Annotated in this window: 12 protein-coding genes and 1 pseudogene (1 of these 13 running past the window's edge); 6 read left to right on the forward strand and 7 right to left on the reverse strand. The window is 70.0% G+C overall.

Annotation, left to right across the window (positions count from 1 at the left end; translation table 11 throughout):
- Positions 1-473 (reverse strand): annotated as a pseudogene (locus ACFW2E_RS03495) (ABC transporter ATP-binding protein); it reaches 341 nt to the left of the window's first position.
- On the reverse strand, positions 470-985 hold the full coding sequence (locus ACFW2E_RS03500) for a PadR family transcriptional regulator (RefSeq protein WP_384460696.1): 516 nt from the start codon (positions 983-985) through the stop codon (positions 470-472). The pseudogene ACFW2E_RS03495 and the gene ACFW2E_RS03500 overlap by 4 nt, the downstream one beginning before the upstream one ends.
- Before the next feature lie 124 nt (positions 986-1,109).
- Here ACFW2E_RS03500 and ACFW2E_RS03505 point away from each other — a divergent pair, with 124 nt between their 5' ends.
- From ACFW2E_RS03505 to ACFW2E_RS03525, 5 genes are all read left to right on the forward strand, one after another.
- Complete coding sequence (locus tag ACFW2E_RS03505; protein WP_384460699.1) at positions 1,110-2,381, forward strand: ABC transporter substrate-binding protein; 1,272 nt, start codon at positions 1,110-1,112, stop codon at positions 2,379-2,381.
- A gap of 167 nt (positions 2,382-2,548) precedes the next feature.
- The gene (locus ACFW2E_RS03510; RefSeq protein WP_384460702.1) at positions 2,549-4,195 is read left to right on the forward strand and encodes a glycoside hydrolase family 13 protein; all 1,647 of its coding nucleotides are present in this window, start codon (positions 2,549-2,551) and stop codon (positions 4,193-4,195) included.
- A 71-nt stretch (positions 4,196-4,266) separates the two neighbouring features.
- A complete protein-coding gene (locus ACFW2E_RS03515) occupies positions 4,267-5,595 on the forward strand; it encodes an ABC transporter substrate-binding protein (RefSeq protein ID WP_384460705.1) in 1,329 nt (442 codons plus the stop codon).
- 6 nt (positions 5,596-5,601) lie between these two features.
- On the forward strand, positions 5,602-6,960 hold the full coding sequence (locus ACFW2E_RS03520; protein ID WP_384460708.1) for an ABC transporter permease subunit: 1,359 nt from the start codon (positions 5,602-5,604) through the stop codon (positions 6,958-6,960).
- Positions 6,961-6,980: 20 nt separating this feature from the next.
- Entirely contained in the window at positions 6,981-7,820 is an 840-nt protein-coding gene (locus tag ACFW2E_RS03525) for a carbohydrate ABC transporter permease (protein ID WP_384460772.1), read from the forward strand.
- 52 nt (positions 7,821-7,872) lie between these two features.
- Here the strand turns inward: ACFW2E_RS03525 and pgl are convergent, their stop codons facing one another.
- The 5 genes from pgl to tkt are packed head-to-tail and all read right to left on the reverse strand — an operon-like array spanning position 7,873 to position 14,456.
- Positions 7,873-8,655, reverse strand: coding sequence for a 6-phosphogluconolactonase (pgl, locus tag ACFW2E_RS03530; RefSeq protein WP_384460711.1), 783 nt, complete (start codon positions 8,653-8,655; stop codon positions 7,873-7,875).
- Positions 8,652-9,692 (reverse strand): glucose-6-phosphate dehydrogenase assembly protein OpcA, encoded by a 1,041-nt coding sequence (gene opcA / locus ACFW2E_RS03535; RefSeq protein ID WP_384460714.1) that lies wholly within the window; start codon positions 9,690-9,692, stop codon positions 8,652-8,654. Before opcA ends, pgl begins: the two co-directional genes overlap by 4 nt.
- Positions 9,689-11,212: a glucose-6-phosphate dehydrogenase gene (gene zwf, locus ACFW2E_RS03540; protein WP_384460717.1), complete on the reverse strand. Its 1,524-nt coding sequence runs from the start codon at positions 11,210-11,212 to the stop codon at positions 9,689-9,691. The genes opcA and zwf overlap by 4 nt, the downstream gene beginning before the upstream one ends.
- A 4-nt stretch (positions 11,213-11,216) precedes the next feature.
- Positions 11,217-12,335: a transaldolase gene (tal, locus tag ACFW2E_RS03545; RefSeq protein WP_384460720.1), complete on the reverse strand. Its 1,119-nt coding sequence runs from the start codon at positions 12,333-12,335 to the stop codon at positions 11,217-11,219.
- A 33-nt stretch (positions 12,336-12,368) separates the two neighbouring features.
- Positions 12,369-14,456 (reverse strand): transketolase, encoded by a 2,088-nt coding sequence (gene tkt, locus ACFW2E_RS03550; protein WP_384460724.1) that lies wholly within the window; start codon positions 14,454-14,456, stop codon positions 12,369-12,371.
- A 378-nt stretch (positions 14,457-14,834) separates the two neighbouring features.
- Between tkt and ACFW2E_RS03555 the strand changes: the two genes are divergently transcribed.
- Positions 14,835-15,788, forward strand: coding sequence for a heme o synthase (locus tag ACFW2E_RS03555; RefSeq protein ID WP_384460774.1), 954 nt, complete (start codon positions 14,835-14,837; stop codon positions 15,786-15,788).
- Positions 15,789-15,940 lie beyond the last annotated feature (152 nt).

Below are 15,940 nucleotides of genomic sequence, written 5' to 3' on the forward strand. Positions count from 1 at the left end.
ACCCGCTGCTGCTCGCCGCCGGACAGCTCACCGGGCATGCTGCGCTCCTTGCCCGCCAGGCCCAGCTCGGCCAGCAGCTCCTCCCGCTCGGCGCGCGCCCGCCTGGGCGGGACACCGGCGAGCAGGGCAGGCAGCTCGACGTTGTCGGCGACCGACAGGTTGGAGACCAGGTTGAAGAACTGGAAGACGATCCCGATGCGCTTCCTGCGCTCGACCGCCCAGCGGGCCTCGCTGTAGGAGTCGGTGCACTCGCCGTCCAGCCAGATGCTGCCGGCGTCCGGCCGCTGGAGCCCGCCGAGCAGGTGCAGCAGCGTGGACTTCCCTGCTCCCGACGGGCCGGTGACCGCCACGAACTCGCCACGCGTCACGCGCAGGTCGACACCGCGCACGGCGTGCGCGGGCGCGCCCTCGCCGTGGTGGGTCTTGGCCAGGCTCTCGGCGCGCAGCAGAGGAGTGGTGCCGCTGTCGCTCATTCCAGCTCCTCCAGTTCCTCCTGGCACCGCTCCAGCCAGTCGAGGTCGGCCTGTAGATGCAGCATCGCGCCCTCGATCAGGAGGTGGGCGATGCGGTTGTCCCGGTTCTCGGCCGCCGCCAGTTTCGACAGGTTGCGCATGGTGTTGAGGTACTGGCGCCGCTGCTTGTTGATGAGGGCGATCTGGTCGGCGAGACCGGTCTGCGGGGCGACGGCGAGCTTCATGAAGAACTCGTCCCGTACCCGCGGCTCGTCCTCGGGCTCCTCGAACCAGACGCGCAGCGCCTCACGCCCGGCCTCGGTGAGGTGGTAGACCTTCTTGTTGGGCCGGCTGGACTGCTCGACGTCCTCGCCCTCGATCAGCCCCGACTTCTCGAGGCGGCCGAGGGTGACGTAGATCTGGCCGACGTTCGGCTGAGGGTACGCGGAGCCCAGCAGTTGCTCAAGGCCCTGCTTCAGCTCGTAGCCGTGGGCGGGGCCTCGCGCCAGGAGTGCCAGGAGGGGCAGGCGCACTCGTGCAGTCCTCCTCGCGCTCTCGTAATGTGTGCCAGGCCCTAGTATCGCCCATACCTAACGGGTATACATGGCCTCTGACCCGGGCGAGGGTGCCCGGTGCCGGGTGTGCAAGGAGGAACCTATGCGGTGGATCCACGCCGCCGGTAGGGGCCTCCTCGTCCTCGCCGTGGTCATGACCGGTTACGTCGCGTCCGGCGCGCACGCCGACAAGGGCGGCGAAGGCGGACGCGGTCCGCTCACCCTGGCCACCGCCGGGGACCTGACCGGCTACCTGGCGCCGCTCCTGGACGGCTGGAACCGCAGCCATCCCGCCGAGCGGGTCACCCTCGTCGAGCTCCCGGACTCGGCCGACGAGACCCATGCGCAGATGACCACCGACCTGCGCGGCGGTGACCGCAGCCGCTTCGACGTCCTCAACATCGACGTCAACTGGACCACCGAGTTCGCGGCGGCCGGCTGGATCAGGCCGCTGCCGCGCGACCGCTTCCCGCTGAAGACATTCCTGAAGCCGGTGGTCGACACGGCCACCTACGACGGGCAGCTGTACGCCGTCCCGTACGTCACCAACGCGGGGCTGCTCCTGTACCGCAAGGACATCCTTGCCAAGGAGGGCGTCCCGCCGCCGCGCACCTGGGCCGAGCTGGAGCGGGACGCGAAGACCATCGCGCCGAAGTACGGGCTGGACGGCTACGCGGGCCAGTTCCTGCCGTACGAGGGCCTCACCGTCAACGCGGCCGAGGCCGTGTACTCGGCGGGCGGCTCGATCCTGGGCGACGAGGGCACCCGGGTCACGGTGAACTCCGACGCGGCCCGCGAGGGCATCGACTTCCTCGCGCGCGGGGTGCGCGAGGGATGGATCCCGCAGCGGGCGCTGACGTACAAGGAGGAGGAGTCCAAGCAGGCCTTCCAGGACGGCCGGCTGCTCTTCCTGCGCAACTGGCCCTACGCGTACGTCGCCGCCTCGGCCAAGGGCTCCAAAGTGGCCGGCAAGGTCGGCGCCGTACCGCTGCCCGGGCCGGACGGTCCGGGCAAGAGCGTCCTCGGCGGCTCCGACCTGGCCGTCAACACGCACGCGCGGCACCCCGACTCGGCCGCGCGTCTGATCGCCTACCTCACCAGTGAGCGCGTCCAGCGCCAGGTCCTCACGCGCGGCGCCCTGCCGCCCGTGCGCGCCTCGCTCTACCACGACCCCGCACTGATCCGTCGGTTCCCCTACCTGCCGACCCTGCGCACCGCCGTGGTCAACGCCTCCCCGCGCCCCAAGAGCCCGCACTACGACCAGGTCAGCCTGGTGGTGCAGGCGGTCGTGCAGGACGCGCTGGCCGGGCGCGAGACGCCCGAGAGCGCGGTGCGACGGCTGGCGCGGGAGCTGGCCGCCATCTCGCAGCGCTAGTTACTTGTTAAGTAACGCCGAGGTCTCATCTCCCTCCTAGTTGTCCCGATATATCCAGCTATCGAAGTGCAACTCCGCGGTAGCTTACGCCTTTTCATTGACACCCTCACGACACGTCTACTTAACATGCATGCATAACCGTAAGCACGCACAGACAGGCCGACGGGGTGAGTCCTCAGCGCAATCGCACCCACCACTGGTGGCGCGACGCAGTGATCTACCAGGTGTACGTCCGCAGCTTCCTGGACAGCACCGGCGACGGCATCGGCGACCTGGCAGGCGTCAGGGCCGGACTGCCGTACCTCAAGAAGCTCGGTGTCGACGGCATCTGGCTGAGCCCGTTCTACCCCTCGCCCCAGCACGACCACGGCTACGACGTCGCCGACTACTGCGACGTCGACCCGCTCTTCGGTGACCTGGCCGAGTTCGACCTGCTGGTGACCGCCGCCCGGCGGCTCGGCATCAAGGTGCTCCTGGACATCGTCCCCAACCACTGCTCCAGCGAGCACCCGTGGTTCCGCGAGGCGCTCGCCGCCGCGCCCGGCAGTCCGGCCCGCGCCCGCTTCCACTTCGCCGACGGCCGCGGACCGGACGGCGCCGAACCGCCCAACAACTGGCACGCCATGTTCGGCGGTCCGGCCTGGACCCGGGTGACGGACGCGGACGGCCGGCCCGGCCAGTGGTACCTGCACATGTTCACGCCGGAACAGCCCGACTGGAACTGGCGCACCCCCGAGGTCGCCGCCGAGTTCGACCGGGTGCTGCGCTTCTGGCTGGACCGGGGTGCCGACGGCTTCCGCATCGACGTCGCAGCCGGCCTCTACAAGCACCCCGAGCTGCCCGACTCCGACGACCCAGAGGCCGACGCCCGCACCCGCGACTCGGTCAACCCGCTCGCCTGGAACCGGCCCGAGGTGCACGACGTGTGGCGGCACTGGCGCGCGGTGTGCGAGGAGTACACCGCACGCGACGGCCGCGAGCGGCTGCTGGTCGGCGAGGTCTCGGTCCCCACGGCCCGCGAGCACGCCGCCTATGTCCGCCCGGACGAGCTCCACCAGGCCTTCTTCTTCGACCTGCTGAGCGCCTCCTGGGACGCCGACGCCTTCCGCAAGGTCGTCACCGAGGCGATGCAGGACATAGCCGGCACGGGTTCGACGGTCACCTGGGTCCTCAACAACCACGACCAGGTCCGCACCGTCACCCGCTACGGCGAACCCGCCCCCGAGGGCAGCGGCCTGGGCGCCGCCCGCGCCCGCGCCGCCGCGCTGCTGATGCTGGCGCTGCCCGGAGCCGCCTACATCTACCAGGGCGAGGAACTGGGCCTGCCCGAGGTCGTCGACCTGCCCGACGACGTGCTCACCGACCCGATCTTCCGCCGCACCGGAAGCCGCGCCCGCATCCGTGACGGCTGCCGGGTGCCGCTGCCCTGGTCCGGGCAGGCCTCCCCGTTCGGCTTCACCTCCGGAGCCGAGAGCGCCAAGCCGTGGCTGCCGCAGCCGTCGTACTTCGCCGAGTACGCCACCGACCGCGCCCTCGCCGACACCCGCTCCTTCTGGCACCTGTACCGCGACGGCCTCCAACTGCGCGCATCACTCGACCAGTTGGGCGAAGGTGCCCTCCGCTGGCTCGACGCACCACCCGGCGTGCTCGCCTTCGTCCGCGGCGACGACCTCGTCTGCGCCGTCAACTTCGGTACGGCCGCAGCACCCGCGCCGGTCTCCGGCACTCCCCTGCTGTCCAGCGGCCCCTGCCCCGCCGGGGTGCTCCCCGGCTCCACGGCCGCCTGGTGGATCAGCGACAGCACCGGTCTCTGATCCTTCTCCGCTCCACCCGCTCCACCCGCTCCACCTTCGTCAGTTCCCCACCCCCTGAAGGGACATCAACGATGATGCGACGACGTACCACCCTGCTCACCGGCTGCACCGCCCTCGTCCTGGCGCTCGGCGCGACCGCCTGCGGCGGCAGCGGCCCGGTCTCCGCGGGCGGCGGAGACAAGGCCCTCAGCGGCCAGACCGTCACCGTGGCCGGAGTCTGGTCCGGCAGCGAGCAGAAGAACTTCCAGAAGGTGCTCGACGCGTTCAGCGCGAAGACCGGCGCCAAGACGCAGTTCGTGTCCACCGGTGACAACGTCTCCACGGTCGTCGGCAGCAAGATCGAGGGCGGCAACGCCCCCGACGTCGTGATGGTCCCGCAGGTCGGCGTGCTCCAGCAGTTCGCGAAGAAGGGCTGGCTGAAGCCGCTGTCGTCGACCGCGGAACAGACCGTCGACGCCGACTTCGCGCCCGTCTGGAAGAAGTACGGCAGCGTCGACGGCACCCTGTACGGCCTCTACTTCAAGGCCGCCCACAAGTCGACCGTCTGGTACAGCCCCGACGCGCTCGCCCAGGCGGGCGTCAAGCCGCCGACGACGTACGACGCCATGCTGAAGGCCGGACACACCGTCTCCGACTCGGGCCTCGCCGCCTTCGCGGTCGCCGGACAGGACGGCTGGACGCTCACGGACTGGTTCGAGAACATCTACCTCTCCCAGGCCGGACCCGAGAAGTACGACGCCCTCGCCGCGCACAAGCTCAAGTGGACCGACCCGAGCGTGGTCCGGGCGCTCACCACGCTCGGCAAGCTCTTCAAGGACAAGCAGCTGGTCGCGGGCGGCCAGAAGGAGGCCCTCAACACCGACTTCCCCGGCTCGGTGGAGAAGGTGTTCGGGCCGAAGGCCGAGGCCGGCATGGTCTACGAGGGCGACTTCGTGGCCGGTGTGGCGCACGACCAGTTCGGCAGGACCGTCGGCAAGGACGCGAACTTCTTCCCGTTCCCGGCGGTCGACGGCGGCACGGCGCCCGTGGTCAGCGGCGGCGACGCGGCGGTCGTGCTGAAGGACGGCAAGAACGCCAAGGCCGGGATGAAGCTCCTGGAGTACCTCGCCGGCCCGGAGGCCGCGGCCGTCTGGGCCAAGGCCGGTGGCTACCTGTCCCCGAACAAGAAGCTCGACCTCTCCTCCTACGGCGATGACGTCACCCGAGCGACCGCCAAGTCCCTGATCGCGGCGGGCGACTCGGTCCGGTTCGACATGTCCGACCAGGCACCGGCCGCGTTCGGCGGCACCAAGGGCGCGGGCGAGTGGAAGCTGCTCCAGGACTTCCTGCGCGACCCGTCCGACCCGAAGGGGACCGCGGCTCGGCTGGAGTCCGCTGCGGCCAAGGCGTACCAGGGCTGACCTGCGATGACCGCCACGCTCGTACACAAAGAGGCGAGCCCGCCCGCCGCCGGTGCGACCCGCATGCGTCGCACCCGGCGGCGGGGCCGGATCGTCGCCCTGCTCTTCGTCCTCCCCGCCCTGCTGCTGCTCGGCGCGCTGGTCGTCTACCCGGTGCTGTTCTCCGTCGGACGCAGCTTCTTCGACGCCTCCGGCAGCCGCTTCGTCGGCGGCGACAACTACACCGAGATGTTCCGCGACCCGGCCACCGTCAAGGCCATCCGCAACACCGCCATCTGGGTCGTCGTCGCCCCGGCCCTGCTGACCGGCCTCGGTCTGATCCTGGCCGTACTGGTGGAGAAGGTGCGCTGGGCCACGGCGTTCAAGCTGCTGCTGTTCATGCCGATGGCGGTCTCCTTCCTCGCCGCCGGCATCATCTTCCGGCTCGCCTACGACGAGGACCCGGACAAGGGCGTCCTCAATGCCGCCGTGGTCTCGGTGCACGACGCCTTCGCGGGCACGTCGTCCTACCCGACGGCGCGGGCGCGAGACGGACAGGGACTCACCCGGGGCCGGGACGGCTCGTACCTGACAGACGTCCGCCTGGCCCCGGGTGACTCGGTGGCCCTCGGTCTGGTCGGCGTGCTGCCCAAGGACCTGCCCCGGGACGCCTCGCCCGCCCGCACCGCGGCCGGGCAGAAGGCCGCCGCGGACGAACTGCGCGGTGTCGTCTACCTGGACTTCACACCCGGCGGGGGAGGGAAGCAGGGCAGGGTCGACGCGAAGGAGAGCGGACTGCCCGGCGTGACGGTCGAGGCGCTGCGCGGCGGCCGGTCCGTCGCGAGCACGACGACCACGTCCGACGGATCCTTCCGCTTCCCCGGGCTCCACGCGGGCTCGTACACGGTGAAGCTGCCCGCGTCGAACTTCGCGCCGCCCTACCAGGGCATCTCCTGGCTCGGACCGGCACTCGTCACGCCGGCGATCATCGGGGCGTACCTGTGGATCTGGACGGGCTTCGCGATGGTGCTGATCGGCGCGGGTCTGGCCACACTCCCGCGGGACGCGCTGGAGGCGGCCCGGATGGACGGCGCGAACGAGTGGCAGATCTTCCGCAGGATCACGGTCCCGCTGCTCGCCCCCGTGCTGACCGTGGTGTTCGTGACCCTCGTGATCAACGTGATGAAGGTCTTCGACCTCGTCTACATCATCGCGCCGGGACCGGTGCAGGAGGACGCCACGGTCCTCGCGACCCAGATGTGGCTGGTGTCCTTCGGTGGCGGCAACAACCAGGGCCTGGGCAGTGCCCTCGGCGTGCTGCTCCTGATCCTGGTGGTCCCCGCGATGGTCTTCAACGTCCGCCGTTTCCGTAGGAGTCAGCGATGAACTCGGCGATGAACTCGGCAATGAACACGGTCAGGCGCGGCCTGGGCAACGGACTGGTCCAGGCCTTCCTGGTGGTGATCGGCCTGGTCTGGCTGACCCCGCTCGCGGGACTGTTCGTATCCTCACTGCGGTCGGCGCAGGACACCGCGAAGGGCGGCTGGTGGACGGCCCTGGCGAGCCCCGGGCAACTGTCGTTCGACAACTACTCGGCACTGCTGAAGAACTCCGGCATGACCCAGGCGTTCTGGAACACCGTGCTGATCTCGGTGCCGGCCACGACCCTGGTCGTCGTCATCGCCGCGCTCGCCGGATACGCCTTCGCCTGGCTGGACTTCCCCGGCCGCGAGCCGCTCTTCCTCCTGGTGGTGGCGCTGCTGGTGGTGCCGGTCCAGATCGGCCTGCTGCCGGTGGCCAAACTCTTCGGCGAACTCGGCCTGTTCGGCACCATTCCCGGCGTCGTGCTCTTCCACGTCGCCTACGGACTGCCGTTCGCCGTGTTCCTGCTGCGCAACTACTTCGCCGAGATGCCGAAGGAGATGCTCGAGGCGGCGCGGATGGACGGCGGCAGCGAATGGCGCATCTTCACGCGCCTGGTCCTGCCGGTGGGGCGCCCGGCGATCGCCAGCCTGGCCATCTTCCAGTTCCTGTGGGTCTGGAACGACATGCTGGTGGCCCTGCTCTTCGCCGACAGCTCCTCGCAGCCGCTGACGGTACAACTCCAGTCCCAGATCCGCCAGTTCGGCAGCAACATCGACGTCCTGGCACCCGGCGCGTTCCTGTCGCTGATCGTGCCGGTGATGGTGTTCTTCGCGTTCCAGCGGCACTTCGTGCAGGGGGTGATGGCGGGGTCGGTGAAGTAGTCGTCCCGACCCCGCCCTGGGGGCCGGAGCCCCCTGGGACGGTTACCGGGATCTACGGTGAGGCCGGCGGATACATTGACCGGGGAAGCTGTGCGGCCGCCGCCGCGTCCAGGAGCCACAGGGTGCGCTGTCTGCCGTACGCGCCCGCCGCCGGGGCCTGGATCTCGCCGGCGCCCGACAGGGCCATCGCCACGGCGTTCGCCTTGTCCTCGCCGGCCGCCAGGAGCCACACCTCACGGGCCGACCTGATCGCCGGAAGGGTGAGGCTGACACGGGTCGGCGGCGGCTTGGGGGCGCCGTGGACGCCGACCACCGTGCGCTCCGTCTCCCGGACCCCGGGCAGCTCCGGGAAGAGCGAGGCCACGTGCGTGTCCGGGCCGACACCCAGGAGCAGGACGTCGAAGGTGGGCACGGCGCCGTGGTTCTCCGGACCGGCCGCACGGGCCAGTTCCTCGGCGTGACCGGCCGCCGCCGCGTCCACGTCGGCGCCGTACGGACCGTCCGACGCGGGCATGGGGTGCACGCGCTTCGGGTCCAGCGGCACCGCGTCCAGCAGCGCCTCGCGGGCCTGGGTGACGTTGCGTTCCGGGTCGCCCTCCGGGAGGAAGCGTTCGTCGCCCCACCACACGTCGAGGCGGCCCCAGTCGACGGCGTCCCGGGCGGGGGCGGCCGCCAGGGCGGCCAGCAGGCCGTTGCCGTTGCGGCCACCGGTGAGCACCACGGACGCGGAGCCGCGCGAGGACTGCGCGTCCACGATCTTGGTGATCAGCCGGGCCGCGGCGGCCTGTGCCATCAGTTCCTTGTCGCGGTGCACGACCAGTTGCGGAGTGCTCACTTCGCCGCCTTCTTCGCGGGAGCCGGGGCCGTGGACCTCCGGGCGGCCGTCTTCTTCGCAGGCGCGGCGGCGGCTTCTGCGGCGGCCTCCTCGGCGGGCGTCTGCCCGGGCACCCCGTTCAGCCGGTCCACCCCGTACCGCAGCGCCGAGGCGTAGGTGTCGTCCGGGTCGAGCCGGCGCAGCTCCTCCGCGATCAGCTCGGCCGTGTCACGCCGCTTGAGTGCCACCGCACGGTCGGGCTGGCCCTCGATGGACAGCGTGGCCAGCGAGCCGTCCGCGCGGTCCAGGGTGATCGCGCCACCGCTGGTGTCCAGGCGGACCGCGGTGAGCCCGGGGCCGGAGGACAGCGAGCGCTTGACGGGGACGTCGAGGCGGTCGGCGAGCCACATCGCCAGCAGTTCGCAGCTCGGATTGAACTCCTCGCCCTCCACCTCGACGGCCTTCACCTCGCACACGACCTGGTCCAGGGCCGCGGCCAGCATCGAGCGCCAGGGCGTGATGCGGGTCCAGGAGAGGTCCGTGTCGCCGGGCGTGTAGGCGTCGGCGCGGGCCGACAGCTCCCGTACCGGCTGCTCGGCCGCGTAGGTGTCGGTGACCCGGCGCTGCGCGAGAGCGCCCAGCGGGTCCTTGGCCGGATCGAGCGGGGCGTTCACCGGCCACCAGACGACGACCGGGGCGTCCGGCAGCAGCAGCGGCAGGACGACCGAGTCGGCATGGTCGGCCACCTCGCCGTACAGCCGCAGCACCACCGTCTCGCCGGTGCCCGCGTCCGCGCCCACCCGCACCTCCGCGTCCATCCGCGAGGACGTGCGGTCACGGGGGGAGCGGGAGACGCGCTTGATGACCACGAGCGTGCGCGAGGGGTGCTCGCGGGAGGCGTCGTTGGCCGCCTTCAGCGCGTCGTACGCGTTCTCCTCGTCGGTGACGATGACCAGGGTCAGCACCATGCCGACGGCGGGAGTACCGATGGCGCGGCGGCCTTGCACCAGCGCCTTGTTGATCTTGCTGGCCGTGGTGTCCGTGAGATCTATCTTCATGGCCGGCGCCAGCTCCGTCCGTCTCGTGCGAGCATCTCGTCGGCCTCGGCAGGACCCCAGGTGCCCGACGGGTACTGCGCGGGCTTGCCGTGCTTGTCCCAGTACTGCTCGATCGGGTCGAGGATCTTCCAGGACTGCTCGACCTCCTCCGTGCGCGGGAAGAGGTTGGCGTCGCCGAGCAGCACGTCCAGGATCAGCCGCTCGTACGCCTCCGGGCTGGACTCCGTGAAGGACTCGCCGTAGGCGAAGTCCATCGACACGTCCCGGATCTCCATCGAGGTGCCCGGCACCTTGGAGCCGAAGCGGACCGTGATGCCCTCGTCGGGCTGGACGCGGATGACGACCGCGTTCTGGCCCAGCTCCTCCGTCGCCGTGTGGTCGAAGGGGGAGTGCGGGGCCCGCTGGAAGACGACCGCGATCTCGGTGACCCGGCGGCCGAGCCGCTTGCCGGTGCGCAGGTAGAAGGGGACGCCCGCCCAGCGGCGGTTGTCGATCTCCAGCTTGATCGCCGCGTAGGTGTCGGTCTTCGACTTGGCGTCGATGCCCTCTTCCTGCAGGTAGCCGATGACCTTCTCGCCGCCCTGCCAGCCGCCCGCGTACTGCCCGCGCACGGTGCTGCGGCCCAGGTCCTTGGGTAGCCGTACCGCGCCGAGCACCTTCTCCTTCTCCGCGGCCAGCGCGTCCGCGTCGAAGGAGGCGGGCTCCTCCATCGCGGTGAGGGCCATCAGCTGGAGGAGGTGGTTCTGGATGACGTCACGGGCGGCGCCGATGCCGTCGTAGTAGCCGGCGCGGCCGCCGATGCCGATGTCCTCGGCCATGGTGATCTGCACGTGGTCCACGAAGGACCGGTTCCAGATCGGCTCGAACATGGTGTTGGCGAAGCGCAGCGCCAGGATGTTCTGGACCGTCTCCTTGCCGAGGTAGTGGTCGATCCGGAACACCTGGTCCGGCTCGAACACCTCGTGCACGACCTTGTTCAGCTCCTCGGCCGACCTCAGGTCGTGGCCGAACGGCTTCTCGATGACCGCGCGTCGCCAGGAACCGCCCTCCTGGTCGGCCAGGCCGTGCTTCTTGAGCTGCTGGATGACGACCGGGAAGGAGCGCGGCGGCACCGACAGGTAGAAGGCGAAGTTGCCGCCCGTGCCCTGTGCCTTGTCCAGCTCGTCGATCGTGGCGCGCAGCCGCTCGAACGCGTCGTCGTCGTCGAAGGTGCCCTGCACGAAGCGCATCCCCTGGATGAGCTGCTGCCAGACCTCCTCGCGGAACGGCGTACGGGCGTGCTCCTTGACGGCGTCGTGGACCTCCTGCGCGAAGTCCTCGTTCGCCCACTCGCGGCGGGCGAAGCCGACCAGCGAGAAACCCGGCGGAAGCAGACCACGGTTCGCAAGGTCATACACCGCGGGCATCAGCTTCTTACGTGACAAATCACCCGTGACGCCGAAAATGACCAGGCCCGACGGCCCCGCGATACGCGGGAGCCGTCGGTCTGCGGGGTCACGCAGCGGGTTGCTGCTCGACAAGATTTCAGCCCTCCGAGGGGGCGAGGCGCTCCAGTACGGCCTCGGTCGACTTCAGCAGGTCGTTCCAGGACGCCGCGAACTTCTCGACGCCCTCGTCCTCCAGGACCTGGACCACGTCGTCGTACGAGATCCCGAGCTTCTCGACGGCGTCGAGCTCGGCACGGGCCTGCTCGTAGGTGCCGCCGACGGCGTCGCCGCGGATCTCGCCGTGGTCGGCGACCGCGTCCAGGGTGGCCTCCGGCATGGTGTTCACCGTGTTCGGCGCCACCAGGTCGTCGACGTACATCGTGTCCTTGTACGCCGGGTCCTTCACACCGGTCGAGGCCCACAGCGGACGCTGCTTGCGGGCGCCCGCGTTCTCCAGCACGCTCCAGCGGTCCGAGGAGAAGACCTCCTCGTAGGCCTGGTAGGCGAGGCGCGCGTTGGCGACGGCAGCCTTGCCGCGCAGCGCCTTGGCCTCGGGGGTGCCCAGGGCGTCGAGGCGCTTGTCGATCTCGGTGTCCACACGGGACACGAAGAAGGACGCCACCGAACGGATCAGCGAGATGTCGAGACCGCGCTCCTTCGCCTTCTCCAGACCGGCGAGGTAGGCGTCCATGACCTCGCGGTAGCGCTCCAGCGAGAAGATCAGCGTGACGTTGACGCTGATGCCGAGACCGATGACCTCGGTGATCGCCGGCAGACCCGCCTTGGTGGCCGGGATCTTGATGAGCGTGTTGGGGCGGTCGACCAGCCAGGCCAGCTGCTTGGCCTCGGCGACGGTCGCCTTCGTGTTGTGCGCCAGCCGCGGGTCGACCTCGATCGACACTCGCCCGTCCTGGCCGTCGGTGGCGTCGAAGACGGGGCGCAGGATGTCGGCGGCGTCACGGACGTCCGCCGTGGTGATCATGCGGATGGCCTCGTCGACGGTGACCTTGCGGGCGGCGAGGTCCGCCACCTGCTGCTCGTAGCCGTCTCCCGAAGAGATCGCCTTCTGGAAGATCGTCGGGTTGGTGGTAACGCCCACGACGTGCTGCTGGTCGATCAGCTCGGCAAGGTTGCCGGACGTGATCCGCTTGCGCGACAGGTCGTCCAGCCAGATCGCGACGCCCTCCTCGGAGAGGCGCTTCAGTGCGTCTGTCATGGAATTACATCTCCTACGTGTCGTATATGAGCGTCAGCGCTGGACGGCGGCGAGGGATTCCCGGGCCTTGGCGGCCACGTTCTCCGCAGTGAAGCCGAACTCCCGGAAGAGGACCTTGCCGTCGGCGGAAGCACCGAAGTGCTCCAGGGAAACGATGCGACCGGCGTCCCCGACGTACTTGTGCCAGGTGAGGCCGATGCCCGCCTCCACCGCGACCCGCGCCTTCACGGACTGCGGCAGGACGGAGTCCCGGTACCCCTGGTCCTGCTCCTCGAACCACTCCACGGACGGCATGGACACGACCCGCGTCGGGACGCCGTCCGCCTGGAGCTGCTCGCGCGCCTCGACGGCGACGTGCACCTCGGAGCCGGTGGCGATCAGGATCACCTGCGGCTCACCGCCTTCGGCCTCGAACAGGACGTAACCGCCGCGCGCGGCGTCGTCGTTGGGCTCGTACACCGGCACGCCCTGGCGGGTCAGCGCGAGGCCGTGCGGGGCGCCCTTGCCGAACTCCTTGGTGTAGCGCTTGAGGATCTCGCGCCAGGCGATCGCGGTCTCGTTGGCGTCCGCGGGACGGACGACGTTCAGACCGGGGATCGCGCGCAGCGAGGCCAGGTGCTCGACCGGCTGGTGGGTCGGGCCGTCCTCGCCGAGGCCGATGGAGTCGTGGGTCCACACGAACGTCACCGGCAGGTGCATCAGGGCCGACAGCCGCACCGCGTTGCGCATGTAGTCGGAGAAGACGAGGAAGGTACCGCCGTAGATCCGGGTGTTGCCGTGCAGGGCGATGCCGTTCATCTCCGCGCCCATGGAGTGCTCGCGGATGCCGAAGTGGATCGTGCGGCCGTACGGGTTCGCCTCGGGCAGCGGGTTGTCCGCCGGCAGGAACGAGCTGTCCTTGTCGATCGTGGTGTTGTTCGACCCGGCGAGGTCGGCGGAGCCGCCCCACAGCTCGGGGACGACCGCGCCCAGCGCCTGCAGCACCTTGCCGGAGGCCGCGCGGGTGGCGATGCCCTTGCCCGGCTCGAAGACCGGGAGCTTCTCCTCCCAGCCGGTGGGCAGCTCGCCCTTGCTGATCCGGTCGAACTCGGCGGCGCGCTCGTTGTTGTTGTCACGCCACAGCTGGAAGGACTTCTCCCACTCGGCCTTGGCCTGCGCGCCACGGTCGAGGGCCTGGCGGGTGTGGGCGATGACCTCGTCGGAGACCTCGAAGGTCTTCTCCGGGTCGAAGCCGAGGACGCGCTTGGTGGCCGCGACCTCGTCGTCGCCGAGCGCCGAGCCGTGGGCGGCCTCGGTGTTCTGCGCGTTCGGGGCCGGCCAGGCGATGATCGAGCGCATCGCGATGAAGGACGGCTTGTCCGTGACCTTCTTCGCGGCCTCGATCGCGTTGTAGATGGCGTGCGGGTCCAGGTCGCCGTCCGGCTTCGGGGCGATGCGCTGCACGTGCCAGCCGTACGCCTCGTAGCGCTTGGCGGTGTCCTCGGAGACGGCCGTCTCGGTGTCGCCCTCGATCGAGATGTGGTTGTCGTCCCACAGCAGGATCAGGTTGCCGAGCTCCTGGTGGCCGGCGAGCGAGGACGCCTCCGCGGAGATGCCCTCCTGCAGGCAGCCGTCACCCGCGATGACGTACACGAAGTGGTCGAAGGGGGACTCGCCCAGCGGGGCGTCCGGGTCGAACAGGCCGCGCTCGTACCGGGCGGCCATCGCCATGCCCACCGCGTTGGCGACGCCCTGGCCGAGCGGGCCGGTCGTCGTCTCGACGCCCTTGGTGTGCCCGTACTCCGGGTGGCCCGGGGTCTTCGAGCCCCAGGTGCGGAAGGACTTCAGGTCGTCCAGCTCCAGGCCGAAACCGGCCAGGTAGAGCTGCGTGTAGAGGGTCAGGGACGAGTGACCGGCGGACAGCACGAAACGGTCGCGTCCGACCCACTCGGGGTCGGCCGGATCGTGCCGCATCACCTTCTGGAAAAGGGTGTAGGCGGCCGGAGCCAGGCTCATCGCCGTACCGGGATGGCCGTTGCCGACCTTCTGTACGGCATCTGCGGCCAGGACGCGGGCGGTGTCCACGGCCCGCTGGTCCAGCTCGGTCCACTCGAGGTCTGTGGTGGTCGGCTTGGTGCTCACCCTGAGTCAGGGCTCCTCTCCACATGTCGGTAGCCGGTCTTCCGGGCACGTGCCCAACCGGCTGCCGGTGCACTGGGTGCCCACCGGCCTTTGCTGAGCCTACCCCCGTAAAGACGTGCATTTTTTCGAGTCATTCCAGACTGCCGGGCCTTGCGGGGATCCGCCTCCCGACCACTCCGGATCGCATTCGGCACATGAATACGGAGCCGCTCATCTGACTGCTCAATCGAGCCGTACCACCTCTCGAAAGGCATGCCCCCCAACACGACCCCACCCCCGCGAATGTCCGGGTCTGGGCAACGTCTACAGTGGCGTGGTACGCGCGAGCCCTTACCGTGAGTTCACACGGCGGGGCTCGCTGGGATGTCTCTGTCAGGGGTGTGCGTGACGGCCGTCGAATCCCGTCCAGCGGGGGTGCTCGGTGCGAGCGAGAGCCCGAGCCACCGGCCGTTCGGGGCCCGTGTCAAGGCTTTCGTGGCGCTGACCAAGCCGCGGATCATCGAGCTGCTGCTGATCACCACCGTTCCGGTGATGTTCCTGGCGCAGCAGGGTGTGCCGGACCTCGGCCTGGTGCTGCTCACCTGCGTCGGCGGCTACCTCTCCGCAGGCGGCGCCAACGCGCTGAACATGTACATCGACCGCGACATCGACGCACTCATGGACCGTACGTCGCAGCGCCCGCTGGTCACCGGCATGGTCAGCCCGCGCGAGTGCCTCGCCTTCGGCATCACTCTGGCCGTCGTCTCGACGCTGCTGTTCGGCCTCACCGTCAACTGGCTGTCTGCCTGGCTGTCGCTCGGAGCGCTCCTTTTCTACGTCGTCGTCTACACGATGATCCTCAAACGGCGTACGTCGCAGAACATCGTGTGGGGCGGCATCGCCGGCTGCATGCCCGTGCTGATCGGCTGGTCCTCCGTCACGAACTCGATGTCGTGGGCGCCGGTCGTCCTCTTCCTGGTGATGTTCTTCTGGACGCCGCCGCACTACTGGCCGCTGTCCATGAAGGTGAGGGAGGACTACGCGCGCGTCGGGGTGCCGATGCTGCCGGTCATCGCCTCCAACAAGGTCGTCGCCAAGCAGATCGTCATCTACAGCTGGGTGATGGTCGCCGTCTCGCTGCTGCTGACCCCGCTCGGCTACACGGGCTGGTTCTACAGCCTGGTCGCGCTGGTGGCGGGCGGCTGGTGGCTGTGGGAGGCGCACGCCCTGCAGAACCGCGCCAAGGCGGAGGTGACGGGCGTGAAGCTGAAGGAGATGCGCCTGTTCCACTGGTCCATCACCTATGTGTCGCTGCTGTTCGTCGCCGTGGCGGTGGACCCCTTCCTGCGGTAGCCCCACAAGACCCGGGCGACGGGTGATGGGGGTCCCCCTGCGCGAGCGGAGCCGAGAGGGTGGGGGGGGGGGGGGGGCGGCGGCGGAGCCGCTCACCCACACCGCGCCGCGCGGACGCACGCGGGCGCTCGGGCGCTCGCTCTGCCGGGGTC

This window comes from Streptomyces sp. NPDC058964, from assembly GCF_042741275.1.
Classification (GTDB): Bacteria; Actinomycetota; Actinomycetes; order Streptomycetales; family Streptomycetaceae; genus Streptomyces.